The sequence below is a fragment of the Vreelandella halophila genome (assembly GCF_019903425.1).
In the GTDB taxonomy this organism is placed as follows: Bacteria; Pseudomonadota; Gammaproteobacteria; order Pseudomonadales; family Oleiphilaceae; genus Halospina; species Halospina halophila.
On record NZ_JACHUZ010000013.1, the window covers coordinates 345,196 to 370,871 of the forward strand.

At 62.7% G+C, this 25,676-nt stretch carries 25 protein-coding genes; 9 read left to right on the forward strand and 16 right to left on the reverse strand.

The window, feature by feature from the left end:
* Positions 1-234 precede the first annotated feature (234 nt).
* Together H4I92_RS05830 and H4I92_RS05835 are read left to right on the forward strand one after the other, a co-directional pair.
* Positions 235-1,431: an acyl-CoA dehydrogenase family protein gene (locus tag H4I92_RS05830; protein WP_077529714.1), complete on the forward strand. Its 1,197-nt coding sequence runs from the start codon at positions 235-237 to the stop codon at positions 1,429-1,431.
* Between the two features lie 11 nt (positions 1,432-1,442).
* On the forward strand, positions 1,443-2,585 hold the full coding sequence (locus tag H4I92_RS05835) for an acyl-CoA dehydrogenase family protein (protein WP_077529715.1): 1,143 nt from the start codon (positions 1,443-1,445) through the stop codon (positions 2,583-2,585).
* A gap of 45 nt (positions 2,586-2,630) precedes the next feature.
* Here H4I92_RS05835 and H4I92_RS05840 read toward each other — a convergent pair whose 3' ends face one another.
* Entirely contained in the window at positions 2,631-3,659 is a 1,029-nt protein-coding gene (locus H4I92_RS05840; protein WP_077529716.1) for an NADP-dependent oxidoreductase, read from the reverse strand.
* A gap of 120 nt (positions 3,660-3,779) precedes the next feature.
* Between H4I92_RS05840 and H4I92_RS05845 the strand changes: the two genes are divergently transcribed.
* The gene (locus tag H4I92_RS05845) at positions 3,780-4,235 is read left to right on the forward strand and encodes a MaoC family dehydratase (RefSeq protein ID WP_077529717.1); all 456 of its coding nucleotides are present in this window, start codon (positions 3,780-3,782) and stop codon (positions 4,233-4,235) included.
* Positions 4,236-4,295: 60 nt separating this feature from the next.
* On the opposite strand, the gene H4I92_RS05850 is transcribed toward H4I92_RS05845, so the two are convergent.
* The 13 genes from H4I92_RS05850 to H4I92_RS05910 all read right to left on the reverse strand — a co-directional run bounded on the left by H4I92_RS05850 (position 4,296) and on the right by H4I92_RS05910 (position 16,858).
* Positions 4,296-5,459 carry an ABC transporter substrate-binding protein gene (locus H4I92_RS05850; RefSeq protein ID WP_077529718.1) on the reverse strand — a complete coding sequence of 388 codons (1,164 nt, stop codon included), beginning with the start codon at positions 5,457-5,459 and terminating at the stop codon, positions 4,296-4,298.
* 46 nt (positions 5,460-5,505) lie between these two features.
* Positions 5,506-6,213 (reverse strand): ABC transporter ATP-binding protein, encoded by a 708-nt coding sequence (locus H4I92_RS05855; protein WP_077529719.1) that lies wholly within the window; start codon positions 6,211-6,213, stop codon positions 5,506-5,508.
* Positions 6,200-6,967, reverse strand: a complete 768-nt coding sequence (locus H4I92_RS05860) for an ABC transporter ATP-binding protein (protein ID WP_077529720.1) — start codon at positions 6,965-6,967, stop codon at positions 6,200-6,202. The genes H4I92_RS05855 and H4I92_RS05860 overlap by 14 nt, the downstream gene beginning before the upstream one ends.
* Positions 6,960-7,991, reverse strand: a complete 1,032-nt coding sequence (locus H4I92_RS05865; protein WP_077529721.1) for a branched-chain amino acid ABC transporter permease — start codon at positions 7,989-7,991, stop codon at positions 6,960-6,962. Before H4I92_RS05865 ends, H4I92_RS05860 begins: the two co-directional genes overlap by 8 nt.
* A 2-nt stretch (positions 7,992-7,993) precedes the next feature.
* Positions 7,994-8,857 carry a branched-chain amino acid ABC transporter permease gene (locus tag H4I92_RS05870; protein ID WP_077529722.1) on the reverse strand — a complete coding sequence of 288 codons (864 nt, stop codon included), beginning with the start codon at positions 8,855-8,857 and terminating at the stop codon, positions 7,994-7,996.
* Positions 8,858-9,057: 200 nt separating this feature from the next.
* Positions 9,058-10,722 (reverse strand): long-chain fatty acid--CoA ligase, encoded by a 1,665-nt coding sequence (locus tag H4I92_RS05875; RefSeq protein ID WP_077529723.1) that lies wholly within the window; start codon positions 10,720-10,722, stop codon positions 9,058-9,060.
* Between the two features lie 45 nt (positions 10,723-10,767).
* Positions 10,768-11,550: a 5'/3'-nucleotidase SurE gene (surE, locus tag H4I92_RS05880; protein WP_077529724.1), complete on the reverse strand. Its 783-nt coding sequence runs from the start codon at positions 11,548-11,550 to the stop codon at positions 10,768-10,770.
* On the reverse strand, positions 11,547-12,635 hold the full coding sequence (locus tag H4I92_RS05885) for a phosphotransferase family protein (RefSeq protein WP_077529725.1): 1,089 nt from the start codon (positions 12,633-12,635) through the stop codon (positions 11,547-11,549). The genes surE and H4I92_RS05885 overlap by 4 nt, the downstream gene beginning before the upstream one ends.
* A 4-nt stretch (positions 12,636-12,639) precedes the next feature.
* Entirely contained in the window at positions 12,640-13,407 is a 768-nt protein-coding gene (locus tag H4I92_RS05890) for an SDR family NAD(P)-dependent oxidoreductase (protein ID WP_077529726.1), read from the reverse strand.
* 15 nt (positions 13,408-13,422) lie between these two features.
* Positions 13,423-14,634 (reverse strand): acyl-CoA dehydrogenase family protein, encoded by a 1,212-nt coding sequence (locus H4I92_RS05895; protein ID WP_077529727.1) that lies wholly within the window; start codon positions 14,632-14,634, stop codon positions 13,423-13,425.
* Between the two features lie 48 nt (positions 14,635-14,682).
* Positions 14,683-15,153 carry a PaaI family thioesterase gene (locus H4I92_RS05900; RefSeq protein ID WP_077529728.1) on the reverse strand — a complete coding sequence of 157 codons (471 nt, stop codon included), beginning with the start codon at positions 15,151-15,153 and terminating at the stop codon, positions 14,683-14,685.
* Positions 15,153-15,938 (reverse strand): SDR family NAD(P)-dependent oxidoreductase, encoded by a 786-nt coding sequence (locus tag H4I92_RS05905; protein WP_077529729.1) that lies wholly within the window; start codon positions 15,936-15,938, stop codon positions 15,153-15,155. The genes H4I92_RS05900 and H4I92_RS05905 overlap by 1 nt, the downstream gene beginning before the upstream one ends.
* 191 nt (positions 15,939-16,129) lie before the next feature.
* Positions 16,130-16,858 carry an enoyl-CoA hydratase-related protein gene (locus tag H4I92_RS05910; protein WP_077529730.1) on the reverse strand — a complete coding sequence of 243 codons (729 nt, stop codon included), beginning with the start codon at positions 16,856-16,858 and terminating at the stop codon, positions 16,130-16,132.
* Between the two features lie 138 nt (positions 16,859-16,996).
* Here H4I92_RS05910 and dctP point away from each other — a divergent pair, with 138 nt between their 5' ends.
* The 4 genes from dctP to H4I92_RS05930 all read left to right on the forward strand — a co-directional run bounded on the left by dctP (position 16,997) and on the right by H4I92_RS05930 (position 21,008).
* Positions 16,997-18,055, forward strand: a complete 1,059-nt coding sequence (gene dctP, locus H4I92_RS05915; RefSeq protein WP_077529731.1) for a TRAP transporter substrate-binding protein DctP — start codon at positions 16,997-16,999, stop codon at positions 18,053-18,055.
* 80 nt (positions 18,056-18,135) lie between these two features.
* Positions 18,136-18,669 carry a TRAP transporter small permease subunit gene (locus tag H4I92_RS05920; RefSeq protein ID WP_077529732.1) on the forward strand — a complete coding sequence of 178 codons (534 nt, stop codon included), beginning with the start codon at positions 18,136-18,138 and terminating at the stop codon, positions 18,667-18,669.
* Positions 18,666-19,976 (forward strand): TRAP transporter large permease, encoded by a 1,311-nt coding sequence (locus H4I92_RS05925; protein WP_077529733.1) that lies wholly within the window; start codon positions 18,666-18,668, stop codon positions 19,974-19,976. The genes H4I92_RS05920 and H4I92_RS05925 overlap by 4 nt, the downstream gene beginning before the upstream one ends.
* A 105-nt stretch (positions 19,977-20,081) precedes the next feature.
* Entirely contained in the window at positions 20,082-21,008 is a 927-nt protein-coding gene (locus H4I92_RS05930) for a metal-dependent hydrolase (RefSeq protein ID WP_077529734.1), read from the forward strand.
* A gap of 12 nt (positions 21,009-21,020) precedes the next feature.
* Here the strand turns inward: H4I92_RS05930 and H4I92_RS05935 are convergent, their stop codons facing one another.
* Positions 21,021-22,082, reverse strand: coding sequence for an SDR family oxidoreductase (locus H4I92_RS05935; protein ID WP_245800856.1), 1,062 nt, complete (start codon positions 22,080-22,082; stop codon positions 21,021-21,023).
* Positions 22,083-22,229: 147 nt separating this feature from the next.
* Here H4I92_RS05935 and H4I92_RS05940 point away from each other — a divergent pair, with 147 nt between their 5' ends.
* Entirely contained in the window at positions 22,230-23,156 is a 927-nt protein-coding gene (locus H4I92_RS05940; RefSeq protein ID WP_077529735.1) for a LysR family transcriptional regulator, read from the forward strand.
* 150 nt (positions 23,157-23,306) lie between these two features.
* Complete coding sequence (locus tag H4I92_RS05945) at positions 23,307-24,908, forward strand: methyl-accepting chemotaxis protein (RefSeq protein ID WP_218668151.1); 1,602 nt, start codon at positions 23,307-23,309, stop codon at positions 24,906-24,908.
* Here the strand turns inward: H4I92_RS05945 and H4I92_RS05950 are convergent, their stop codons facing one another.
* On the reverse strand, positions 24,909-25,640 hold the full coding sequence (locus H4I92_RS05950) for a sulfite exporter TauE/SafE family protein (RefSeq protein WP_077529737.1): 732 nt from the start codon (positions 25,638-25,640) through the stop codon (positions 24,909-24,911).
* Between the last annotated feature and the right edge of the window lie 36 nt (positions 25,641-25,676).

Here is a 25,676-nt window from a genome sequence, read left to right on the forward strand (position 1 = left end):
TCCGTAATTACGAATATAGCTAACACAATTTTTCCGCACAAGAATTCAAAACCAAATTCTGCGGAACGGTTCCATACAAAACGGGAAGGCCTACTATTGCGATGCAGTGCTGATGTAAGGCATCCTTGCCTGCAATAAATTCTGCTATGCGGTATATCATTTCAAAATTGCACAAAAACTCCTAAAGTAATGGATATCGAATAACATTCGCTTGGACCAACGAGAGGGTGACCGATGAACATGAACTACACGGCCGACGAGTTGGCCTTCCGGGACGAGGTCCGGAGCTTCCTTGAAGAGAAGCTGCCGGCCGACATCGCAGCCAAGGTCAAGAGTGGGCGGCGCCTCAACCGCGACGATCACGAACGCTGGCAGCAGATCCTGAGCAAGCAGGGCTGGTACGCCACCCACTGGCCCAAGGAATACGGCGGGGTGGAGTGGTCCGCTGTGCAAAAGCACATCTGGGACGAGGAATCCAACCGCTACGGCGCCCCGCGCGTGGTCCCGTTCGGCGTCAGCATGGTGGCGCCGGTCATCATCAAATTCGGCACTGGGGAGCAGCGCCAGTACTACCTGCCGCGCATCCTCAGCGGTGAGGACTGGTGGTGCCAGGGGTACTCCGAACCGGGTGCCGGCTCGGACCTGGCCTCGGTCAAGACCCGCGCCGTGCGCGATGGCGACCACTACATCGTCAACGGCCAGAAGACCTGGACCACCCTCGGCCAGCACGCCAACAAGATCTTCTGCCTGGTGCGGACCAACACCGAGGTCAAGGCCCAGGAAGGCATCTCGTTCCTGCTGATGGACATGGACGCCCCCGGTGTCACGGTGCGCCCGATCATCACGCTCGATGGGGAACACGAGGTCAACGAAGTCTTTTTCGACGACGTGAAGGTTCCGGTGGAGAACCTGGTGGGCGAGGAGGACAAGGGCTGGACCTACGCCAAGTACCTGCTCACCTACGAGCGCACCGGCCTGGCCGGGATCGGGAACTCCAAGGCCGCCCTGGAGCATCTGAAGGGCATTGCCTCGCGTCAACGCAAGAACGGCCGGCCGCTGCTGGAGGACCCCACCTTCGCCGCCCGTGTCGCCCAGATCGAGATTGACCTTCAGGCCGCCTCGATCAGCAACCTGCGCATCATCGCCTCCGTTGAGGGAGGTGGCGTTCCGGGCGCGGAAAGCTCCATGCTCAAGGTCCGTGGCACCGAGATCCGTCAGTCGATCTCCGACCTCGCACGGCGCGCCCTGGGCCCCTACGCCCAGCCGTTCCCGGAGGAGGAACTGCAGGACGGCTATGAGGGCGACTACCTTGCGGATCCGCACGGCGCCGCCGTTTCCCCGCAGTACTTCAACTTGCGCAAGCTGTCGATCTTTGGTGGGTCCAACGAGATCCAGAAGAACATCGTCAGCAAAATGATTCTCGGGCTCTGAGGGAGGCACCCATGGATTTCACGCTCAACGAAGATCAGCAGATGCTGCAGGACACCATGGCGCGCCTGGTCCGCGGCGAATACGACTTCCAGACACGACTGGAGGTGGAGGAAACCGAACTCGGTTTCAGCGAGGCGTTCTGGAACCAACTCGGCGAGCTGGGACTCTGTGCCGTCCCCTTCCCAGAGGAGATGGGCGGGTTCAACGGCTCAGGCGTGGACGTGCAGTCGGTCATGACGGAGATGGGGCGAGGCCTGTGCCTGGAACCCTACCGCCAGACCGTTATCCTGGGCGGCGGCCTGATCGCCCAGGCCGGCAGCGAGAGCCAGAAGAACGACTGGCTGGGCCGGATTGCCACCGGCGAGCTCAAGGTGGCCGTGGGCCTGCAGGAGCCCCAGAGCCATTACAACCTGGATGATGTCGAGACCCGTGCCGAGGGCTCGGACGAGGGCTACGTGATCAACGGCCGCAAGGGGGTACTGATCGGTGGCCATGCGGCGGACCTGATCCTTGTCTCCGCGCGCACCAGTGGCGATGCCCGTGACCGCGAGGGGCTTTCCCTGTTCGCCATCGACCCGGAGGCCGAGGGCGTGGAGCGCCGCGTCTACCGTACAATGGACGGCGCCAAGGGCTGTGACCTCTTCCTCAATAACGTCCGGGTCGACTCGGATGCGCTCATCGGCACCGAGGGCACCGCCGGCGAGGTGATCCAGTACCAGGCCGGGCGCGCCGTTGCGGCGCTTTGCGCGGAAGCCATCGGCGCCATGGAAGAGTCGGTCAACCTGACGCTGGAGTACCTCAAGACCCGCAAGCAGTTCGGGGTGCCCATCGGCCGCTTCCAGGTACTGCAGCACCGCATGGTGGACATGAACTCGGAGCTCGAGCAGGCCCGCTCCATGGCGATCCTGGCGGCCAATGTGGCCGACGACGAGGCCAGTGTCGAGCGTAACCGCACCCTGTCGGCGGCCAAGAACGTCATCGGCCGGTCCGGCCAGTTCATCGCCGAACAGGCCATCCAGCTCCACGGTGGTATCGGCATGACCTGGGAATACAGCCTGAGCCATTACGCCAAGCGGCTGATCATGATCAATCACCAGCTCGGTGATGATGACTTCCACCTGGAACGGTATGTCAGCCTGCTCGAAGCCGGCTGACACCGGACGAACCGGGGCGGCCCCTGGCCACCCCGGCACCGGTCCCTAGGCAGTGGGGTCCGGCGCCACCCGCACCATCAGCTTGCCACGGTTATCCCCGCGCAACAGGCCCTGGAAGGCACTGACCGCGTTCTCCAGGCCCTCCACGATGTCTTCCTGATAGTGCACCTGACCCTGGCGGAGCCACTCCCCCATGTCCCTGAGGAAGTCGGGCTGACGCTCGAGGTGGTCGGACTGGATAAAGCCGCGCAGCATCAGCCGCTTAACCAGCACTTTACCCATGAACGGGATCAACCGGTCACGCCCCTCGGGCAGCTCCGTCTGGTTGTAATGGGCGATACGGCCGCAGACCGGGATGCGCGCGAAATCGTTGACGCGCTTCATGACCGCATCAAAGACCCGGCCACCGACGCTCTCAAAGTACACATCAATGCCGTCAGGGCAGGCGTCATCCAGCTGCTGCTCGAAATCCTCCGCCTTATAATTGATGCAAGCGTCAAAGCCGTAGGTCCCGGTGACCTGGCGGCATTTATCGTCGGCTCCGGCCACACCAACCACGCGACACCCCTGGATCCGCGCCAGTTGCCCGACCACCTGGCCGACGGCACCGGCGGCCGCGGAGACCACCACCGTCTCACCCGCCCGGGGCTGGCCCAGGTCCAGCAGGCCCACATAGGCGGTAAAGCCCGGCATGCCCATGACGCCAAGAGCCGTGGTGATGGGCGCCTGGCCGGGATCCAGCTTGCGCAGTGCCTTACCGGGGGCTGAGGCGTAGCGCTGCCAGCCGCCGTACCCCAGGACGATGTCGCCGGGCACCAGGCCCTCGCAGCGGCTTTCCACCACCTCACTGACGGTGGCGCCTTCCATGACCTGTCCCAGTTCAACCGGCTTGGCGTAGGAGGCCGCATTGTTCATCCGACCGCGCATGTAAGGGTCCAGCGAGAGGTAGAGCGTCTTCAGAACGACCTCGCCCTCCGCCGCCTCGGGCATGGGCCCCTCCTGGTGCACGAGATGGGTTTCATCCGGCATCCCCGTGGGGCGTTCGGCCAGGATCACCTGTTCATTCTGTGGCATTGGGTTTCTCCTCCGTGGTGGGAATAGGCCCGGTCGGTTGCACACCACAACCCCCTGGGCCAGAATTATTTCAGAATTTAATTTCTATAAGCGGAATACTATTTCTAAAAGGATAAGGTCATGAAAGACATTCCCCTGGAAGCGCTCCACGACCATGTGGGGACACTGATCGGGCACAGCGCCTGGAAGACGGTCTCGCAGGAAATGATCCAGGCGTTCGCCGATGCCACCGGAGACCACCAATGGATCCACATCGACATCGAGCGCGCTCGTCGCGAGACCTACTGGCAGAGCACGGTCGCCCATGGCTTTCTCACGGTCTCGCTCATCCCGGTGCTGAACCAGTCTGTCTTGCGGGTCACCGGTGTCAGCGCCAGCATCAACTACGGGCTCAACAAGCTGCGATTTCCCGAAGCCGTCAGGGCCGGTTCAGCCATCCGCTCCGAGGTCACACTGGACGACGTGACCGCCGTCGATGACCAGCGCACGCTCGCCACCTTCACCACCCGGATCGAGATCCAGGGCGAAGACAAGCCTGCCTGCGTGGCCGAGAACCTGGCAATGTATCTCAGCTGAACCGTGCTGGCGCCGGCTAAAAAAGGGGCCCTGAGGCCCCTTCCTGCCGGTGCTCCGGCGTTAATCCAGTTCCAGGTTCACTTCCTTCTGGACCAGCTCACCGTCCTCGACCACCGCCATGGTGGTTTCGGTCACGAAACCGCCGTTTTCGGTCACCTCGGTCACGTCGTAGGGGTTGAAGCGCTTGTCCAGCTCAACCATGGCCTGGCCGATATGCTCCCGGGCCGCCTCCGCATCGGTGGTACCGGCAATCTGCATCGCCTTCACCAGCCCATGCAGCGCCAGGTAGTTGTAGGCCGCCTCGGAGCCCGGCATCTTGTCGTACCGCTCCTGGTAGCGCTCGATGAAGGCCTTGGCCGAGTCGGACTCGTAGATCGACAGCGGTGTTACGCCGACAGCGCCGTTCAGCGCCTCAATACCGCCCGCAACGTCCGCCATCTCGTCCAGCTTCGCCTGGTCCATCACGATATAGCCGCCCTTGAAACCGAGCTGATTGGCCTGCTGCACCACCAGCCCTGTGGGCTCCGAGGCGCCACCAACGAACAGTACATCCGGGCTGGCGGCCAGGGTCCGGCTCACGCCGGTGTAGAAGTCGGCGGACTTGTTGTAACTCATCGGGTTCTTCGCGACCACTTCACCACCCTGGGCTTTCCACTCCTTCTCAAGCATCTTGGCCCAGATCTTGGCGTACTCGTGGGTCGCGCCCGCCATGCCCAGCTTCTTGCCATGCTTTTTCATGGCGTAATCCGTGAAAACCTTCACGTAGCCGTCGAAGGTCGGCGGGATCCGCACGGTCAGCGGATTGCCCTGCTCGGTCACCGTCGGCGTGCTGGTATAGGCCATAATCAGGAAGTTGTCCTTAACATTGAAATCCTGAAGGGCGAAGATGCCACCGGTATGCGGGACAAAGATCGCCGACACGTCCGACTCCTGGGTCAGGCGCTTGGCATTGGTGGCCGTTTCGGAGGGCGAATACATATCGTCCAGGGCTTCCAGATTGACCTTGTGGGTTTCACCGTCAATCTTGACCCCTCCATCCTCATTGATTTCATCCACCGCCATTTCCAGCCCGGAAAGGACGTTTTCCCCGTAAACGGCGGCACCGCCACTCAGGGGGCCGGAAAAACCAATGTTGACTGTGTCCTCGGCCAGGGCGCCGGCGGAAAAACCGGCCCCCAATGCGGCCAGGGCGAACGCGCGGGTTAATGCTTTGAGTGTTTTCATTGTTGTCTCCTTCGGTGTTGCCTTGTTGTTGTGGATACTTCTCAGGTCATGCCCCGATGTACGCTTTGCGAACCTCGTCGTTGTTGAGCATGGTCTCCCGGTCCCCTTCCATGACCAGCTGGCCGCCTTCCATGACGTAAGCCCGGGAAGCAATCTTGAGCGCTGCGTACGCGTTCTGCTCCGCAAGCAGCACGGTCGTGCCGAGGCTGTTGATCTGCTGGATCGTGTCGAACATCTGGCGCACGACCAGCGGCGCCAGCCCCAGCGAGGGCTCGTCGAGCATCAGCAGGCGCGGCCGGCTCATCAGGGCCCGCCCGATGGCCACCATCTGCTGCTGGCCCCCGGAAAGGGCGCTGGCCAGTTCGTCCGACTTCTCCCTGAGGATCGGGAAGAGCTCGAACACTTCCTCGAGATGCCGGCGGTTGCCCGCCTTGTCCCGACGATGGACGTAGGCCCCCATCATCAGGTTCTGCATCACGCTCATCTGCGGGAACAGCTTGCGCCCCTCGGCACACTGGACCACGCCCGCGGAAACGATGCCGCTGGGCTTGAGCCCACTCAGCCGCTGCCCCTCGAACTCGATCTGGCCGGCGCTGGGCCGGATCAGCCCGCTGATGGCATTGAACAGGGAGCTCTTGCCGGCGCCATTGGCGCCGAGCAGAACCACCAGTTCCCCCGACTCCACCGACATGGAGATGTCACTGATGGCCTTGAAGCTGCCGTAGCAGACATCGACGTTGTTAAGCTGCAGCATCGTCGTCACTCCCCAGGTAGGCTTCAATCACGGCCGGATCCTCACGCACCTGCTCCGGTGCGCCCTCTGCAATCTTCTCGCCATGGTCCAGCACCATGATCTTGTCCGCGATCCCCATGATCATGTCCATCTTGTGCTCGATCAGGCACACCGTCAGGCCGTGGTCCTTCATCTTGCGGATCAGTTGGGCCAGCCCATCTGTTTCCTCGGGATTGACCCCGGCCGCCGGCTCGTCAAGAAGCAGGATCTTCGGATCGGTCGCCATAGCCAGCGCAAAGGCCACCCGCTTGCGTTCCTCCTGGGTAATGTCCGCGATAAAGCGATTCTCCACATGGGACAGCCCCACAAAATCCAGGGCCTCACGCGCCTTTTCACGACTCAGCTTCTCCTCCTGCTGGAGGCGCCGGGAATTGACCAGCACATCCCAGAGACCTGAACGGGTCCGCAGCCGGTGCCCTACGATCAGGTTGTCCAGCACCGACGCCTGCTCAAACAGGTTGGTGGTCTGGAAGGTGCGACCGACCCCGCGTTGGGCAATGTGATCACAGCGCAGCGTCGTGATGTCCTCCCCATCGAAGATAATCCGGCCGGAACTGGGTTTGTGCGAGCCGGCCACCAGGTTGAAAAACGTGCTCTTACCAGCCCCGTTGGGGCCGATGATGGCGTTGACCTGATTCGCCTCGAACTCGACGGAAATGTCCTTCACCGCCGCCAGGCCACCGAACATTTTGGTCAGGTTCTCGATTCTAAGCATTGTTATTTACCCTCCGGCCGGTCGTATCCCGGCTCTGCTGTGCCTTGGCCGCTGCTTCGGCCTTGCCCTGGGTACGGCGATGGAGCCAGCTCAGGAAGGAGCCGACGATGCCCCGTGGGAAGAAGATCACCAGGAACACCAGCAAGGGGCCGAACAGGATCATCCGGTACTCCTCCATGAACTGCAGCGACTGGGTCAGCCACACGATGCCGATGGTGCCGACAAGGGGGCCGGAGAGCGTGCCGATGCCGCCAACGAGGAGGTAGGTGATCATGTCGAAGGTGTGCAGGACGTTGGCGTCCTCGGGTCCGATGAAACGGACCATTCCGGCATAAAGCGCCCCTGCCAGCCCGGCAAAGGTGGTTGAGAGAACGAACGCCAGCACCTTGTTGCGCATCAGGTTGATTCCCAGCGACTGGGCCAGCTCATCACCGTTGCGGATGGCCGTGAAGGTCCGCCCGAGCAGCGAACGCGAAAGCCTGCCAATGAACCACATCGTCAGCATCAGGAATACCAGTACCAGGTAATAGATCGGCGTGGTCTCGGTGAAGTCGACCAGACCGAAGCCGTTGGGCGGCGCGATGTTACGCACGCCCACCGGTCCATGGGTCAGCTCCTCCCATTTGTCCATCAGCATGTACATGATGAAACCGACACAGAGCGTGAAGATCGCGAAGTAGTGCTCCTTGAGGCGCAGCGAGACAATGCCCACGAAGAAACCCACGACCGCGGTCATCGCCAGGGCCGCCACAAAGGCCGGCCAGTAACTCCAGCTGTAGTCCGCCGTCAGCAGCCCCAGCGTGTAGGCGCCCAGGGCGAAGAAGCCCCCGTGGGCCAGGTTCAGCTGACCGCAGTAGCCGGTAATGATATTGAGCCCGTAGACGGCAATGGCCCAGACGAAGGCTGACGCCATGACGTAGATCTGGTACTCGTTCTGGGCAACCAGCGGAAACACCAGCGCCAGGGCGATGAAAACGTACTTGGTTGCCGGACGGGTCAGTAAAGCTGCCAGTTTCAACCACATGATCAGTGCGCCCCCTTCGTGAAGAGCCCTTGCGGGCGGATGGAGAGAATCACGACAAGGAGTGCGAAGGCGATCACATCCTTATAGTCGTTCGAAAGGTAGAAGCCCCCGAGCGCCTCGGTAAAGCCGATGATCATGCCGCCGATGACGGCGCCGGGGATACTGCCCATGCCACCGATGATGATGATCACGAAGGCCTTCATGATCACCAGATGCCCCATGGCGGGATACACCAGGTTGATCGGGGCGTAGAGGGTGGCGGCAAAGGCGGCCAGCATGCCGGAGATGGCAAAGGTCATCATCGCCACCCGGTTGGCATCGATCCCCACCAGGAAAGCCCCTTCACGATTCTGGGCCATGGCCAGGATGGTGGATCCGGTCATGGTCCTGCGCAGGAACAGCTGCAGGCCCACAACCAGCACGGCGGCGCCCGCGATGATCAGTGCCCGCTGTTCCGGAATGATCAGCCCCTGGATATTCATCACGCCGGTGAACGGCGAAGACATGCGACGGAAGTCCGCGCCCCAGAGCATCTGCACCAGCGCCTCGAGGAACAGCAGGATGCCGATGGCGGCGATCTTGTCGTGGATCGGGGGTGAATGCCTCAGCGGATGGAAAACCAGGCGTTCGCAAAGAACCCCCAGCGCGGCCACCACGGCGCCCGAACCGAGCATGGCGATCCAGTAGTGGGCACCCAGGTCAACCATGAAGAAATAGGTCATGAACGCGCCCACCATATAGAGCGCGCCATGGGCGAAGTTCGGGATATGCAGGATGCCGTACACCAGCGTCAGCCCGAGCGCAACGAGACTGTAAATGCTCCCCAGCGTCAGCCCGTTGATGAGGTTCTGAAGCAGAATGTTCAAGTTGTCCCCCTTGTGGCAAATCGTTGTTATTGGATGCCGCAGGTTTTTGTTGTTACCTACAGATGGTTTTTCGGGTTGTCCAGCTCCATGGTCTCGCTTCGTGATACTGTTTTTTCTGATCCTCCTCATCCAAGCGTACTTCAAGAGAACCTTCTGTCAACAGACAGAATCATGTTCCGCAGTGCGGTTCAAAGATCATGTCAGGAGGACTCTTTCCATTCCTCTTCCTGCAGCGACCGCCACATCACCTTGCCGGTCTGTGACTTTGGCAGCTCGTCGACGAACTCGATCTCCTGCGGCACCTTGTAGGCCGCCATCATCTCCCGGCACCAGTTCCGGATCTCGTCGGGGGTGATGGTGGGCCACGCCTCCTCGGTCGGCACGATGCACGCCTTGACGCTCTCGCCCCGCTTGGGGTCTGGCGTCGAGATGACGCAACATTCGTGGATCGCCGGATGACGGTACATCAGGCTCTCCACCTCCGAGGGCCATACCTTGTAGCCGGAGGCGTTGATCATCCGCTTCACGCGGTCGACCATGAAGAAGTAACCATCCTCGTCGAAGTAGCCCAGATCCCCGGTCCGGAAGAACGACTTACCCTCGATTTCGACGAAGGCGTTGCGGGTCTCATCCGGCCGGTTCCAGTAGCCGATGGTGACCTGCGGCCCGTGGCTGACAATCTCGCCCACCTCGCCGGGCCCCTTCTCCGCCAGCGTCTCGACATCGATGATGCGCGAGTCCACATCAAAGACCGGCACCCCGAGGCACTGGGACTTGGGCGCATCCGGCGGGTTGATGTGGGTCGCGGCCATGGTCTCCGACAGCCCGTAACCCTCGATGTAGTCGAGGCCGGTACGGCTCTTGAGTTTCTCCGAAATGGCCGAAGGCATGGCCGCCCCGCCGCCACCGATGGTCCTGAGGCTGCTGATGTCGTACTTGTCGAGATCCGGGTTGGACAGGAAATCCACGGCCATGGTGACGATGTTGGTCCAGCCACTGATCTGGTAGCGCTCGATCAGCCTGGCCGCTGTGGTGCGATCCCAGCGGGTCATGATCACGGAGGTCGAGCCACTGAAGATGGGGCTGTTCATGGAACCGCTCATGCCTGTGACGTGGAAGAAGGGCAGCGTGGAGAGCTGCACCGTATCGGCCGTGCTCAGGTTCCAGAAGGCGCGATGTACGGCGGTGGCCATGACAGCCCGGTGTACATGGGTACAGCCCTTGGGTGCCCCGGTTGTGCCGGAGCTGTAGGGGATCACGGCGATGTCATCGGGGCCCGCGGTATGCGCTGAGGGCGTGTGTCCGGCCCGGATCACCTCATTCCAGCTTACCAGCCCCGGTTTCTCCAGGGCCGCTCCCGGGGCCGCCACTTCCGCCGGCAGATCCAGGTCCGTCTCCGGGTTGATGTAATCGCTGTAGGCCGTCACCACCACCTCCTCGAGCGGGGTGGTGTCCAGCAGCGGTGCGATGAACCCGGCCAGCTCCTGCCCCGCCAGGCAGATCCGGGCGTCGGTATCGCTGATGTAGTGCTCCAGCTCGGCGGTGCGGTTCATGGGGTTAATGGGAATGACCGCCGCGTCCGCACGCAGGATGGCGTAATAGCTGATGACGTACTGCGTCGCGTTCTGCATGAAGAGAAGGACACGGTCCCCCTTGTTGACGCCCCTGGACTGGAGATACCCCGCAAGCGCCTCGACCTCGTCCAGCAGCTGCCGGTACGTCATCACCCGGTCGTAGAAAATGATCGCGGGATGTTCGGGGTACCGCAGTGCCGCTATGGACAGGTTGGTGAACACACTGGTCTTCGGCAGTGTCATGGTTTTAGGAAGTTCCTTGGGCCAGACCCCATGGTGTCTTGTAAACATTGTTGTTCTCCCCTTTACCGGCCAGGAGCCGGATCAATGGTGTCGTTACAATTCCCCGATCGGGAGGGTGTCGATGCCGTTGGGGAAGCCGGTCCCGCGGCGCAGCGGTGTGGCCGCAATCGACTGGTCCCGCAACACCGAGACATCCATCCCCGGATCGGTAATGTGCCGGGAGCTGCGCTCGAAACCGAGCCACCAGTACGGCAGGTTCCGGCCATCCCGGCCCGGCTGCAGCCGGGTCCGCTGGATGGAACCACTGGACTCGTGCGCCCAGCGCAGTTCCTCGACCTCCTCCGCCGCGCAGGCGGGGAAGTTGATGTTCCAGCAGGGAACCGGCTCGTCGCCCGGGTTCCAGAGGGCACGGATGACCCGCTCGCCCAGCTCCGCCACCGGCGACCAGTCAACGGCCTCCGGGTCCAGGAAAGCCTGGCTCAGGGCGATCGCCGGGATCCCCATGTGCTCAGCGCTCAGCGCAGCCCCCACGGTTCCGGAGTACTGCACCGAATCGCTGATGTTGGCGCCGCAGTTCACCCCGGAAAGCACCAGGTCCGGCGGTGTTTCACCGAACCACTGCGCCAGGGCAAAGAGCACGCAGTCAGCGGGCGTGCCCGAGAGGGCAAAGCGGCGTTCGCTGTTGTCCTGGGCGTAGAGCCGCAGCGGCAGGTGCATGGAAATGCTCTGCCCGGCCCCGCTGCGGTCATGCTCCGGCGCCACGACCCAGACCTCCTCGGCGAGGTTGTGGGCAATGCGCTCAAGCACCGCCAATCCCGGGGCCCGGACGCCGTCATCGTTGGTGACCAGTACCCGTCGTACCAACGGCTCGCTCATACCGTGCCTCCCTTGGCGCCGTTCTGGGCCACGCGCCAGCCCGCCTCGGCCAGTGCGCTCGCGCGCTTGCCGACCTCCAGGGCATCCGCATTGCTGGCATTGCCCTGCAGCGCACGGGCATAAACGCCCTGCAGGATGGCCGCGAGGCGGAACAGCGAGAAGGCGACGAACACGTGCCAGTCCTCGATCCGCTCCCGGCCGGACTGGCGGCAGTAGCGTTCGATCAGGTCCTGCTCGGTGGGCAGGTTGAGGGCCTCCAGATCCTCACCGACGATCCCCCGGGATCCCTCCAGCTCCATCGGCAGGTGATGCGGCAGGCAGTAGTAGGCCAGGTCCGCCAGCGGGTGCCCCAGGGTGGCCAGTTCCCAGTCGAGGATCGCGGTCACCTCCGGGCGATCCGAGGCCAGCATCAGGTTGCCAACGCGGTAGTCGCCATGGGCAATGGCGCACTCGTCGGTAGCCGGCAGGTGATCCGGCAGCCAGGCCATGAGCCGGTCCATGGCCGGCATCTCGTCGGTCTTCGAGGCCTGGTACTGCTTGCTCCAGCGTGCGACCTGGCGCGCCACGTAGCCCTGGGGCTTACCGAAGTCCTCCAGCCCCACCTGCGCCACATCCACCGCGTGCAGCTCGGCCAGGGTGTCCATGGCGGCGTTGTGCACCGACCGGCGTTCGCCGTGGTCGAGTTCGCGCAGCGCCGGGTGGCTCACCACCCGACCGGGCATGAAGTCCATGATGTAGAAGGGCGTGCCGATCACCTCCGTGTCCTCGCACCGGCCCTTGGCGCGGGGAACGGGGACCGTCGTGTGATCGGAAAGCGCCCGGATCACCCGGTATTCACGCTCCACCATGTGGGCGGAGGGCAGGGTCTGGCCGGGGGGCTTCTTGCGCAGCACGTACTGGCCGGTATCGGTCTCCAGCAGGAAGGTCGGGTTCGACTGCCCGCCCTGGAACTGCTGGATCCTTCGGCATTGGCCGATCTCGGGCATCGTCTCCCCGAGCCACGCCTGGAGTGCGTTCTCATCGAAGCGGTGGGCGTCGAGCACGTCCACCAGATCGGGATCAAGGGTGTCAGCCTGGGGTGCCATAGGGTCAGCTCACGGTCTCGCCGCCGTCCGCCACGATCACCTGGCCGGTGACGTAGGCGCTGGCCCGGGTCGCAAGAAAGACCGCCAGCCCGGCAATGTCCACAGGCTCGCCGATCCGGCGCAGCGGCGTCTGCTGTTCGGCACTGCGAACCCGTTCCGGATCCTCAACCAGCGCCTTGGCGAAATCGGTCCGTACCAGCCCGGGCGCGATGGCGTTAACCCGGATGCCGCTCGGCCCCCATTCCACGGCCAGGTTACGGGCCAGGGCGGCCTCGGCTGCCTTGGAGACCCCGTAGGTGCCGATAACACTGTTCCCCTTCAACCCGGCAATGCTCGACAGCAGCACAACCTGACCGTCACCATTCTCGGCCATGTGGGGCAGGGCCATCTGTGTCAGCCAGAAGGTGCCCTTGACGTTGGTGTCCATGATCTTGTCCCAGGCCTCGTCGGTCATCTCCTGGGTGGTGCCGTAGACCGGGTTGGTGGCGGCATTGCAGACCAGCGTGTCGATCCGGCCCCAGGTGGCCAGCGTCTGGTCCACCAGGTTCTGCAGGTCCTCCTTGCGGCCCACATGGCAGGGCACGGCGATGGCCTCGAAGCCCTGTTCCTTCAGTTCGCCGGCCACCTGCTCGCAGGCGTCCGCCTTACGGCTGGAGATCACGACCTTCGCACCACAGCGCGCCATCTCCTCGGCAATCGAGCGGCCAATACCCTTGGTCGAACCGGTGATGAGGGCCACCTTGCCGGTCATATCAAAGAGGGGGCTTGTCATTGTCGGGTCTCCTGCTCAGTGGTTCTTCGGGTAATCGCGCAGTTCGAGCTTGGCGATGGTGTCGAGGTGGACCTCGTCGGGCCCGTCCGCCAGGCGCAGGGTGCGGACATGCGCCCAGGCCGCCGCCAGGAAGCTGTCCTGGGACACCCCGAGCGCGCCGTGCGCCTGGATCGCCCGGTCCAGCACCTCGAGCGCCATGCGCGGCGCCGCCACCTTGATCATCGCGATCTCCTGGCGCGCCACCTTGTTGCCGACGGTGTCCATCATGTGGGCTGCCTTCAGCGTCAGCAGCCGGGCCTGTTCGATGTCGAGCCGGGAACGGGCGACGTCCTTGCGGATGGAGTCGAACTTCGCCAATGGCTGGCCGAAGGCCTCGCGTTCGTTGATGCGCTCGCACAGCGCCTCCAGGGCCCGCTCGGCCACCCCGATGGTGCGCATGCAGTGATGGATACGGCCGGGGCCGAGCCGCCCCTGGGCGATCTCGAAGCCCCGCCCCTCACCAAGGAGGATGTTGTCGGCCGGGACCCGGACGTTGTTGTAGTGGATCTCGGCATGCCCGTGGGGCGCGTGGTCGTAACCGAAAACCGTCAGCGGGCGGATGATCTCCACGCCGGGGGTATCCATGGGCACCAGGATCATCGACTGCTGCTTGTGCTTGTCGGCCTCCGGATCGGTCTTGCCCATCACGATGGCGATCCGGCAGTTGGTGGTCATGGCGCCGGAGGACCACCACTTGCGGCCATTGATGACGTATTCGTCGCCCTCGCGGCGGATCTGGCACCCGATATTGGTGGCATCCGAGGAGGCCACATCCGGCTCGGTCATCGAGAAGCAGGAACGGATCTCGCCGTCTAGCAGCGGCTGCAGCCACTGGCGTTGCTGTTCCGGCGAGCCGTAGCGGGCGAGGGTTTCCATGTTGCCGGTGTCCGGGGCGGAGCAGTTGAACACCTCCGGCGCCATGTGGGAGCGGCCCATGATCTCGCACAGCTGGGCGTAGTCGAAGTTGCTGAGCCCGGCCCCGTGGTCACTGTCCGGCAGGAATAGGTTCCAAAGCCCCTGGGCCCTGGCCTTTTTTTTCAGCTCTTCCAACACCGGCGCCGGATCCCACCGGTTGTCGGCATTGGCGGTCTCTTCCTGGTAACGCCGCTCATTGGGGTAGATATGCTCATCCATGAACGCCAGCAGCTGGTCGCGCAGTTTCTCCGCCTTCTCGGACAGCTCAAACATAGTCATGCCTCTTTGTCGTTATTTCATCGGCCCGGAGGCCACGCTTCCTTATTCCTCAGCCGCTTCCGTACCGGGAATCGGCACACCTTCAAGACCCTCGCTGCCGGAGCGGATCCGGAATACGCCTTCGCCCATGGCGAGCAGTTGCCCCTCGGCATCGTGGACTTCGCCGGTGGCATTGAAGACACGGCTGCCCCCGGCGCGCTTGGTGCCGGTGACAGTGATGATCCCGCCCCGGCACTGGCCGGTGAAGGTGGTGGTGAGCGACAGGGTGATCGCCTTGCGCATGCGCCCCGGATACGGGCAGTAGGTGCCCGCGTGGGCCATCGCGATATCCAGGAGCGAGGACAGGACGCCGCCATGGATCACGCCGGCCAGGTTCATGTGGTGGGGCTGCAGTTCAACGGTGAGAACGGAGCAGCCGTCTTCCCAGTGAGCCTGCCGATAGCCCAGGACACTGTGGAACCCCGGGGCGTCAGATTCATCAATAATGGTGTTGGCACTGCTTCCGTCGGACATCAGACTTTCATCCCCGGCATGTTCAGTGACGCGGTATTGCCACCATCGACGGGGAGCGCCTGGCCGGTGATGTAGCTGGCATCGTCGCTGGCCAGGAAGGTGATGGCGGCGGCAATTTCGTCGGCGTTGCCGTAACGGCGCAGTTCACAGCGCGCCCCGAGCTTGTGTTCCTTCTCACGGGAGCGGGCATAATCGAAGATGGGCTGGGTCATCCCGGTCTCGATCAGCCCCGGGCACACCGCGTTGACCCGCACGTTGTCAGCGCCCAGGTCACAGGCGGCGGTCTGGGTCAGGCTGATCACGCCGGCCTTGGAGGCACTGTAGGCATTGCCCCCGGCCCCGGACCGGATCCCGGCCACCGAAGCGGTGTTGACGATGCTCCCGCGCCCCCGGGACTGCATGTGGGGGGCCACATGCTTGATCAGCAGCATGGTGCCGACGAGGTTGACGTTGAGCAGGTGCTGCCACTCCTCCTGGTCCTGCTCGGTGATCACGGGATGGGAGCCGGCAATGCCGGCGTTGTTGCACAGCACATCCACCCGGCCCCAGCGCTGGACCACGTCCTCCACCAGGGAACGGACACGGGTTTCATCCGAGATGTCCATCGCTAACAGGAGGCGCTCGGTTTCCGCCGGCAGGGCATTGGCGGTTGCCTCGAGCCCGTCTTCGGCATGATCCACTAGGGCCAGTACGGCGCCCTCGCTCGCCAGTCTCAGGGCCGTGGCCCGGCCAATGCCACTGGCGGCGCCGGTTACGATGGCCACCTGTTGGTTGAAACGCCCCATGCGGATTGATCCCCTGCCAGTTGATTCCAGCCACGCCTTCACAGCGATACATTCTGTCGCTGCCAGGAATGGCTTAGCGCCTTATAGATAAACTGTCACGAGAAATTGGAATGCGTCAATAATTACGGAACATAATTTCGCTATACAGAATCGAGGCGCTCAATAACAACAACCGAAGCAGGGCTTGAGCCTCACACGCCAAGGCGGTGACGGACCTCATCCGATTGCAGGCGCTCGGCAAATACCGCCCGCTCCCGGTCCAGGGCCGCCAGGGCCTGTTCCCTCCAGGGCGCGAGCATCAGCTGCTTCCCGGCACGCAGGGCATCCCGGGACTTCGTGGTCAGCCTGCGCGCCTCGGCCAGCGCCCGCGCTTCGGCCTCACCGTCCGCGACACGGTGGGTCACCAGCCCGGCGTTAACGGCCTCTTCCGCGTTCAGCCCCTCACCAAGCACCAGCAGCTGCGTCGCCCGGCGGAACCCCATCCAGAGCGGCCCCATCACGGTTGATGCAGCTTCCGGCGTTACGCCAATGTCGGCAAAGGGCGTTTTGTAGCTTGCTGAGTCGCCGCTGACGACCACGTCGCAGTGCAGCAGCAGCGTCGTGCCGATACCGATGGCCGGGCCTTCAACCCCGACGATGACCGGCGTATCGCAATGGATCAGGCGTTCAATGAAGGCGAGACCGGCGGAGGGGCCGGGGCTGTCCGCGCGGGCCCTGGCGCGGAAGTCCTCGAGGTCGTTACCCGCGGTGAAGATGCCCTCGCAACCGGTAATCACCAGCGCGTGGACGCTGGTGTCCGCGCCGGCCTCATCCACGGTTGCCGACAGGGTGTTGTACATCGCCGGTGTCAGGGCGTTTTTCTTCTCGGGGCGGCGGATCGTCATATGGACGATTCCGGCTTCGCGGGTTACCTCGATCATGCAGGGCTCCTGTAATGGTCTAAGGGGTTTCGATGGCTCAGGCCGTGTGCTAGTTTCAAACAATAGAATTCATTGTGCAGTCAATGATTCTGCCTAGTAAAACTCTAAACATAAATACAACAATGATCGAGGTCCGTTATGAGCTTTCTTTCGCGTGCCCGTCAGGCACTGACCCTTTACACCTCCGCGCTGACGCTCGGAGTGTCGGCCGCACTGGCTGCTACCCCGGTGGTCGCACAGGATGATTCAGAGGAAACCTGGACCTGGAAGGTCCAGTCGCACTGGCCCAGTTCCAGCAGCTCCTACACGGACAGCCTGAAACGCCTCAAGCGCGTTCTCGAGGAACGCACCGACGGGCGCCTGCAACTGGAACTCCACGAGGCGGGCGCGCTCTTTGACGCCAAGGAAACCTTCGAGGCGGTCAGCCGCGGCGTTCTGGAAATGGGCACCATCTCGCCCCAGTACGCCCAGGACGAGATCTCGCTGGCCGGCATCGCATCAGGGCTGCCCTTCGCCTTCCGTAACGTCTGGGAAGTGGCCTACTTCCACAAGAACCTGGGCTTTGAACAGATGCTGCGCGAGGAAGCTGCCGAGCACGGCGTCTACTGGGCCACCGACAAGGTCTACCCGACCGAGATGGTGGTGAAGGAGCCGATTGAAAGCTGGGATGACTTCACCAGCATGAAGATCCGTTCCTCGGGCGCCCTGCAGTCCTTCCTGACCGAGGCCGGCGCCGCCGCCTCCTACATCCCTGGCAGCGAGCTCTATTCCGCCCTGGATTCCGGCGTGGTGGACGGCGCGCACTGGGGGGCCGTCCAGGGCGCCTACAGCATGGGCCTCTACGAGATCGCCAAGTATCACGTGCGCCCGGCGCTCAATATCGCGGGCACGGACGTGATCATCGTCAGCCAGAAGGCGCTGGGCGAACTCCCCGACGGCATGCAGAAGGTGGTCAAGAACGCGCTCGATGAGCAGTTCTGGGTCCGTACCAACGAATACCAGTACAAGGAACGCCTGGTGCTGGCCAAGGCCCAGAAGGAGCTCGGCGTGAAGATCAACACGCTGCCCCAGAACGTTCAGGACAAACTGATGGAAACCGCCCGTGATCTCTGGGCGAAGGAAGCTGAACGCAGCGACCGCGCTGAAAAGGCCATGGAGATGCTCAAGGACTACCTCCGGGACCTTGGCTACCTCTGAACCCGACGCCACTGAACCAGCCGGGCCCAGGGCAGCAACGCGCTGCGGTCCGGCTGTCACCTGTTACCTCGGAGTGAATCATGGGGGCCATCAACGCGTTCATAGCCGGGGTAACCCGGCTCAATGATGCCGTGGGGCGCGCGGTCGCGCTCATCATCTTCGCAATGTTCGCCTTCCTCCTTCTGGAGGTGGGCTTCCGCTATCTGCTGAACGCCCCGACCGTCTGGACGAACGAACTCACCCAGATGCTTTTCGGGGTCTATGCCGTCATGTCCGGCGGCTACGTCATGGCCCATGGCGGGCACGTCAACGTCGACCTCCTCCACTCCAACCTGGCGCCCCGCAAGCGGGCCGGGCTGGATATCGTCACCTCGGTGATGTTCTTCATCTTCACCCTGACGCTGCTTTGGTTCGGCATCGAGATGGCCTGGGAATCCATGGCCGGCTGGGAGACCTCCCACTCCGCCTGGAACCCGCCCATATGGCCGGTGAAGCTGGCCATTCCCGTTGGCACCGGCCTGCTGGTGCTGCAGGGGCTGGCCAAGCTGCTGCAGGACATCACCGTGGCGTTCAATCTCAACGGCCCCACCCATGACGAAGGAGAGCGCTCATGAGCATTGAACTCCTGACGCTGCTCTTCTTCGGGGCGCTGCTGTTCTTCCTTCTCCTGGGGCTGCCGCTGGCGTTCGTGCTGGGCGGCGTGTCCGTGATCTTTCTTTATTTCACTTGGGGTTTCGACTCCTTCTTCATGGTGGTCTCGCAGATCTGGAGCACCATGGGCAGCTTCACGCTGGTGGCCATACCGCTGTTCGTGTTCATGGCAATGATCCTGGAGCGAACGGGGGTCGCGCGGGACCTGTACCGGATGATGCACCTGTGGTGCGGCGGCCTGAGGGGCGGGCTGGCGCTCGGCACCCTCGGCATCTGCGCGGTGTTTGCCGCCATGGTCGGAATCAGCGGCGCCGCCGTGGTGGCCATGGGCACGATTGCGCTGCCCTCGATGCTTGAGCGCGGCTATGACCGGGAAATGGCCCTCGGGGTCATCAACACCGGCGGCGGCTGGGGGATCCTGATCCCGCCAAGCATCATGATGATCCTCTACGCGCTGATCACCGATGTCTCCGTGGGCGAGATGTTCGCCGCCGGGATCCTTCCCGGCATCCTGCTGATGGTGCTGACGTCCATCTACATCCTGGTACGCTGCCAGCTTCAGCCTGAGCTCGCCCCGGCGCTGCCCAGGGAGCAGCGCGGCACCTGGCCCGAGAAACTCCGAGCCCTGCGCGCCGTGCTGCTGCCAATCGGGGTCGTGGTCATGGTCCTGGGCTCAATCATCGGTGGTATCACCACGCCCACCGAGGCCGCCGCCATGGGGGTCCTGGGCGCCCTGATTTCCGCCGCCGTGTACCGCCAGTTCAAGTGGTCGGTTCTGTACGGCGCGGCCATCCGCACCTTCAAGCTCACCGGCATGATCATGTGGATCCTGTTCGCGGCCCACGCGTTCAGCGCCGCCTACCAGAGCATGGGGGCCCAGGAGCTGATCGAGAGCGTGATGGCCATGATCCCCTTCGGCGACTGGGGCGTCATCATCGCGATGATGCTGATCGTGTTCCTGCTGGCCATGGTCCTCGACCCGGTCGGCATCATGCTGATCACCCTGCCGGTGTTCACGCCCATTGTGGAGTCCATGGGCTTCGACCCAGTCTGGTTCGGCATCCTGTTCATGATCAACATGGAAATCGGCTACATGACCCCGCCCTTCGGCTTCAACCTCTTCTACCTGAAGGGGATCGTTCCGGAAGGCATCACCATGAAGGACATCTACCGCTCGGTGGTCCCCTTCGTGATCGTGGAGATTGTCGGCGTGGCGATCATCATGGTCTTCCCGCAGATCGCTACCTGGCTTCCGGATCTGTTCTTCTGAAAACGTTTTGCCCGGGTGACGCCTCCTCGCGTCACCCGGGTCTTGCCGGTACCCCCTTGAGGATTACATTGGAAGGTGACTCATCCACCACAGGGAGACGGCGTCATGGCTGAATCCACGATCCACCCGCGCGAGGCCGGTACCACCCCGGACGAAACCGAAAGCGGCATGATGATTCCGGAGCGCCGGGACCTGCACTTCCTGCCGCCAAAGGAACGCATCCACGACTGGCATGCCATGGGCCCGCACCTGAGCCAGTTCATGAACACCCTGTCGCTGTTCTTCCCGGCCGGCGAGCGGCTGTTCATCGATGCCGTGCGCGCCTACCGGGATGAGATCCCGGACCCGGACCTGCGCAAGGCGGCCTCTGCCTTCATCGCCCAGGAGGCCTACCACAGCCGCGAGCATGCCGAGTACAACCAGCTCATGGAAGACGCCGGGCTGCCCGCCGGGCGCCTCGACCAGCATGTGCGCCAGATGCTGGACTGGTTCAAGAAGCACGGCAGCCGCCAGGACCTGCTGTGCGAGACCATTGCTCTGGAGCATTTCACGGCCCTGATGGGCGGCTTCCTGCTGGACCATCCGGAGATCCTGGAGGGCTCCCAGGAGGATTACCGGCGCATGTGGGAATGGCACGCCATGGAAGAGGTCGAGCACAAATCCGTGTGCTACGACGTCTGGGAGAAATGCGTGGGGCGCGGCCCGCAGGCCTATGCGCACCGTGTGGTGGGCATGCTGCGCGCCACCACCCTCTTCTGGACCAACGTTACCCGCTTCTACCTGCAGATGAGCGCCGCCAGCGACGCCTGCCAACGCGAGGGCTGGCGCGGCCACCTTACGGTGCTCAACACCCTGTTCGGTCGCCCGGGCCTGCTGCGCCGCCAGATCCCGTCATGGCTGGAATACTTCAAGTACAGCTTCCACCCCTGGCACCAGAACAACAGCCGCCACCTTCAGGGACTGGACGAGCTGGCCGAGGAGGCGGAAAAGGCCTACCAGCAGGCCATCGCCGCCGACGCCACGCGGCACTGAGCATTTACTATCTCAGGGAATGATCCGCTCAGCCCGCAGCCGTTCGAACAGGTCGAGGAATGCACCACGGGTCTCGCGGAAGTGGTCAAAGCCGAAATCGCGGCATTTCGTCGTGTCGTTGACGCACTCCTGGTCGCGCCCCAGATCGGCGTCCGTATGCCACCAGGAGGCGAGCTTGCTGACGTCCGGCTCGACCAGTTCGTGCTTCTCAGCAATCGCACGCCAGGTCGAGTCGGCATCCGCCATCTGTGATTCTAACGGCTGCGGCGTCTCGGGGCAGTCCGCCACCTCCAGGCCGAAATACTCGCCGATTTCCCGCCACATCCGTCGCCAACGGAAGACGTCCCCGTTCACCGTATTGAAGGCCTGATTGGCCGCCCCCGGCGTGGTTGCCGCCCATTCCATCTGGCGCGCCAATACCAGTGCATCCGTCATGTCGGTCAGTGCATTCCACTGAACTGTTGAGCCCGGGAACACGAACGGCTGCCCGGTCTCCTTACAGATCGAGGCGTACACCGCCAGTGTCACGCCCATGTTCATGGCGTTGCCGCGCGCATAGCCGATCACCGTGTGCGGGCGATGCACATTCCAGGCAAAGCCGTGACGTTCAGACGCTTCGAAAAGGACGTCTTCCAGCGCGTAGTAGAAGTTGTCGCCAGGGACGCGCGGCTCGGATTCGCGGAATGGGGTCTCGATACGCCCACTTCCATAGGCTTCAAACGAACCGAGATACTGCTTGGTCCCGGTGACCAGGGAGGCGTGCTGCAGGTTCTCTTTGTCGAGCGCCGCGAACAGGTTGCGCATCATGGCACTGTTGGCCTCGACGTTGGCTTTCTCACTGTCGCGACCCACCCAGGTGCAGTAAAACACGTGGGTGACCGAAAGGCCGGCCAGGGCCTCGGCCGCCGCCGCCTCGTCCAGAAGATCAGCGCTCACGGGAATCACACCCGTCTGCTCCGTTGCTCGCCGTGAGAGACCGTAAACGGTCCAGCCACTGGCGGTTAGATAGGTGGCGAGGTTGCCGCCCGTGATACCGGTAGCGCCCACAACCAGTGCCGTGCCTTTACGCATCATTCAGGTTCCTTTTTCAGGTTCAGGAGGAGTGCCCATCGGAATAGGACCATTCGATACCCAGCAGTCTGTTAGAGGCCCATCGTTGCTACAATAGAAACAACTGCAAATCTTTATTGCGTTTCACGCAACTTGATGGAACTCAGAGCCATGGACCTCAATGCCCTGCGTGTCTTCGAGCGGGTGGCTGCAACTGGCAGCTTTACCGCCACGGCGCGCTACTTCCGCCGGGCCGTATCCTCTATTTCCCGCCAGATTCGCGGACTGGAGGAGGCCATCGGACAGCCACTGCTGTACCGCCATACCCGGGCCGTAACGCTGACCGAAGCAGGATGGCGCTATTACGAAGAAGTCCGGGAAGTGCTCGAACGGCTGGACGCCGCAACCGAGGCGCTGGCGCACCCCAGCACGGAACCCAGTGGGGTACTGCGTATCAATGCGCCCGTCGCCTTCGGCCAGCACCAGGTTGTGCCGCTTTTGCACCATTTCCAGCGTCGTCATTCCGGTATCAAGGCGGAGTTGCAGTTTGATGATCGCGTCGTCGACCCCGTGCGCGAAGGGCACGACATCACTTTTCGCGTGGGCAACCTCGCTGACTCGTCACTGGTCGCGCGCCGTCTGGCGCCCATGAATTACGTTGTGGCCGCCGCGCCACGCTATCTGGACACACACGGCGAACCGGACACTCCGGAAGAACTGACCGGTCACAACTGTCTTGTCTATCAGGGCGAGATGGGCCGCCAACGCTGGTACTTCCAGACGACCGGCGAATCATCCGCAACCCCTTATGAGGTTTCCGGAAGTCTCTACAGCAATGACGCGCAGAGCCTGCTCCTTGCCGCGCTGATGGGGCAGGGCCTGGTGCTCTTTCCAACCTGGTTGGTGGCTGATGCGCTTGTCAGCGGAGAGCTGGTGCCTGTGCTCAAGGCCTGGCATTGCGAGGTGATGCCGGGCTGTCGCGACCTTTACGTGTTGACCTCCGAACGGCGGCTGCGAGCCCGCAAAGTTCGTGCGTTCCTCGATTTCCTTTTCGAGTCGTTGAGTCCACAACCACCTTGGGATTGCTGGGACAACTAAATACTGAGCGGCAACCAATTGCACAAAAATATGCTTAATCGACTCAGTAGTCCCGGCAAACTCTGCTACTTTGAACATTAAATGCAGAGTCATCCCCTTGCTGTGGAGACAGCCATGCAAGCCATAAGAAAAATCGGGTTAAAAACAAAAATGCTGCTTCCGTTTGCGCTAACGGGGTTAGCCATTGTTCTGCTTGGGATCCTGAAGGTAACCACCGTTCAGGATCTGGTTGATGACATCGATGATGTCTCAGGCTCTTTCCTGCCCTCAATCAGTGCCGTCCTGAATGCGGACCGTGACCTGCACCAAGCCTACATTGCCCAGGACGCATTGCTAGTGGCCGCCGCCCGCGGCGAGCCTCTCGCCGAGCACCGTGAGACCTTTTCTGAGAACGCGGACCAGGCGCTGGAGCGCATGAACGATGCCCGTGAAAGCATGGACGGCAGCGGTATCAACGAGCATCTCTCCGGCTTCGAGAATGCATTTTCCAGGTGGCGCAGCAGCGCGGAAGCAGTCAACCAGATGGCTGCCAACGGTAACCCGCAAGGCGCTAGGGAACGCATGAAGAACGAAACCATCCCCCGCTTTGACGAGTTGCGCACTTTCTACAATGAAGCCGGCGAATTCACCGATGAGGAGGCCGTCGCCACCGCCTCCAACGCCTCTGAAAAGGGTCGGGCAAGCATTGCCACCACAGTGACCACAACCCTGATTGTACTCGTCATCAGCATCGGCATCTTCCTGTTTGCCACCAGACTGATCATCGGCACCATTACCCAGTTGAGAAAGCGACTCGACGACATCGCGCAGGGCGAAGGCGACCTGAGCCAACGGGTGGAATCCGATGCCAATGATGACCTCGGTAAACTCGCGGACAGTTTCAATGCCGTGCTTGCCAACCTCCAGTCGATGATCCACGAAATAAAAGAACTGTCGACCAGCCTGGACCAGGGGGCCGGCGAACTGAAGCAGACCGCCGCGGCCAACCGTGACGGCATCTATCACCAGACTGAATCCATCAACCAGGTCGCAACGGCCATCAACGAAGTGCAGAGTGCTATCGAAGAGGTCGCCTCTAATGCCAATCAGGCCGCCGAGGTCACCCGTAGTACCCACGAAAGTGCCAATTCCGGCAGTCGGATCATTCACGAAGCCTCAAGTGAAGTGAAGCGGCTGGCGGATCAGATCCAGGAAGCGGTGAACGTGATCCAGAAGCTCTCGGAGGATTCCGGCAACATTTCCACCGTTCTGGATGTCATTCGCGGCATCGCTGACCAAACCAACCTGCTTGCATTGAACGCGGCGATCGAGGCCGCCCGCGCCGGCGAGCACGGGCGAGGCTTCTCCGTGGTGGCGGATGAAGTGCGCACCCTCGCCCAGCGCACCCAGAAATCGACCACTGAAATCAACGACATGATCGAAAACCTGCAGAGCGGCGTCTCGAACATCGTCAACGTCATGGAAACCGGGCGCCAGCAGGCTACCCAGAGCGTGGAGAGCTCCAACCGTGCCGAGGAGGAACTCAACAGCATCCTGGAGGGCATGAACCGGATCACCGACATCAACGCCAGCGTCGCCTCGGCCACCGAAGAACAGACCCAGGCCGTGGAGGAGATCAACCAGAACGTCACCCGCATCAACGATCTGGCACAGGACAGCGACGAGCGCTCCAAGAGCCTTAACAATGTGAGCGAGCAGCTGGCGGAACACGCCCGCTCCCTGAGCGACCAGGTATCGCGCTTCCGGACCTGACTACAGGCTGAGCAGCCCCTGTACAAGGGCCGCCGCCCCGGCGAGGGCGGCGATGCCCAGTATCAGACCGCGCAGCCGTTCGCCATCGACCCTGCCCACAAAGCGCGCGGATAGCAGGAATCCGGCGATCACGCCTGGAACGGTAACCAGGAACAGCAGCCATTCCCGCGCTCCCAGATAGCCGGAGAACGCCAGGGCGCTGAGACTCAGAAGGCTGGCGAACAGAAAGAAGGCGGACATGTTGGCGCGCACCAGTGGGCCACGCTCGTTCTGGTAGATCATGGCAATGGGGGGTCCACCCACGGCGGTAATGGTCCCCATGAAGGTAGAAGCCATACCAGCCAGAACACTGCTGCGCCCGGTCAGGCGCGGTCGCCAACCGGCCATGCTCAACCCCACGGCCACGAGGATCAGCACCCCGAATATCAATTCGAAGCCCCAGGGTGAGATCACCATGAGGGTGGCAGCGGCGAGACAGGTTCCGACCATACCACCGCCGATGGCCAGACGTACCTCGCGGACGCGTACCGCCATCCGGTTACGCGCCAGCATCATGAGGGTGAGCAGGGTGGAGTTCAGGGTCAGAGGACCAGGCACCAGCATTGGGCTGATGAGAAACAGCAGTGGCGCGGACAGGGTGCCGATACCGTAGCCCACAACGCCCTGCAGGCAGGCCCCGGCCAGCACCACGAGATTCGCAAGCAGTATCTGGTACAGCCCCAGTTCCGCCATGATCCATCACTCCCCCGCATGAAGCGCGCAGTCTAC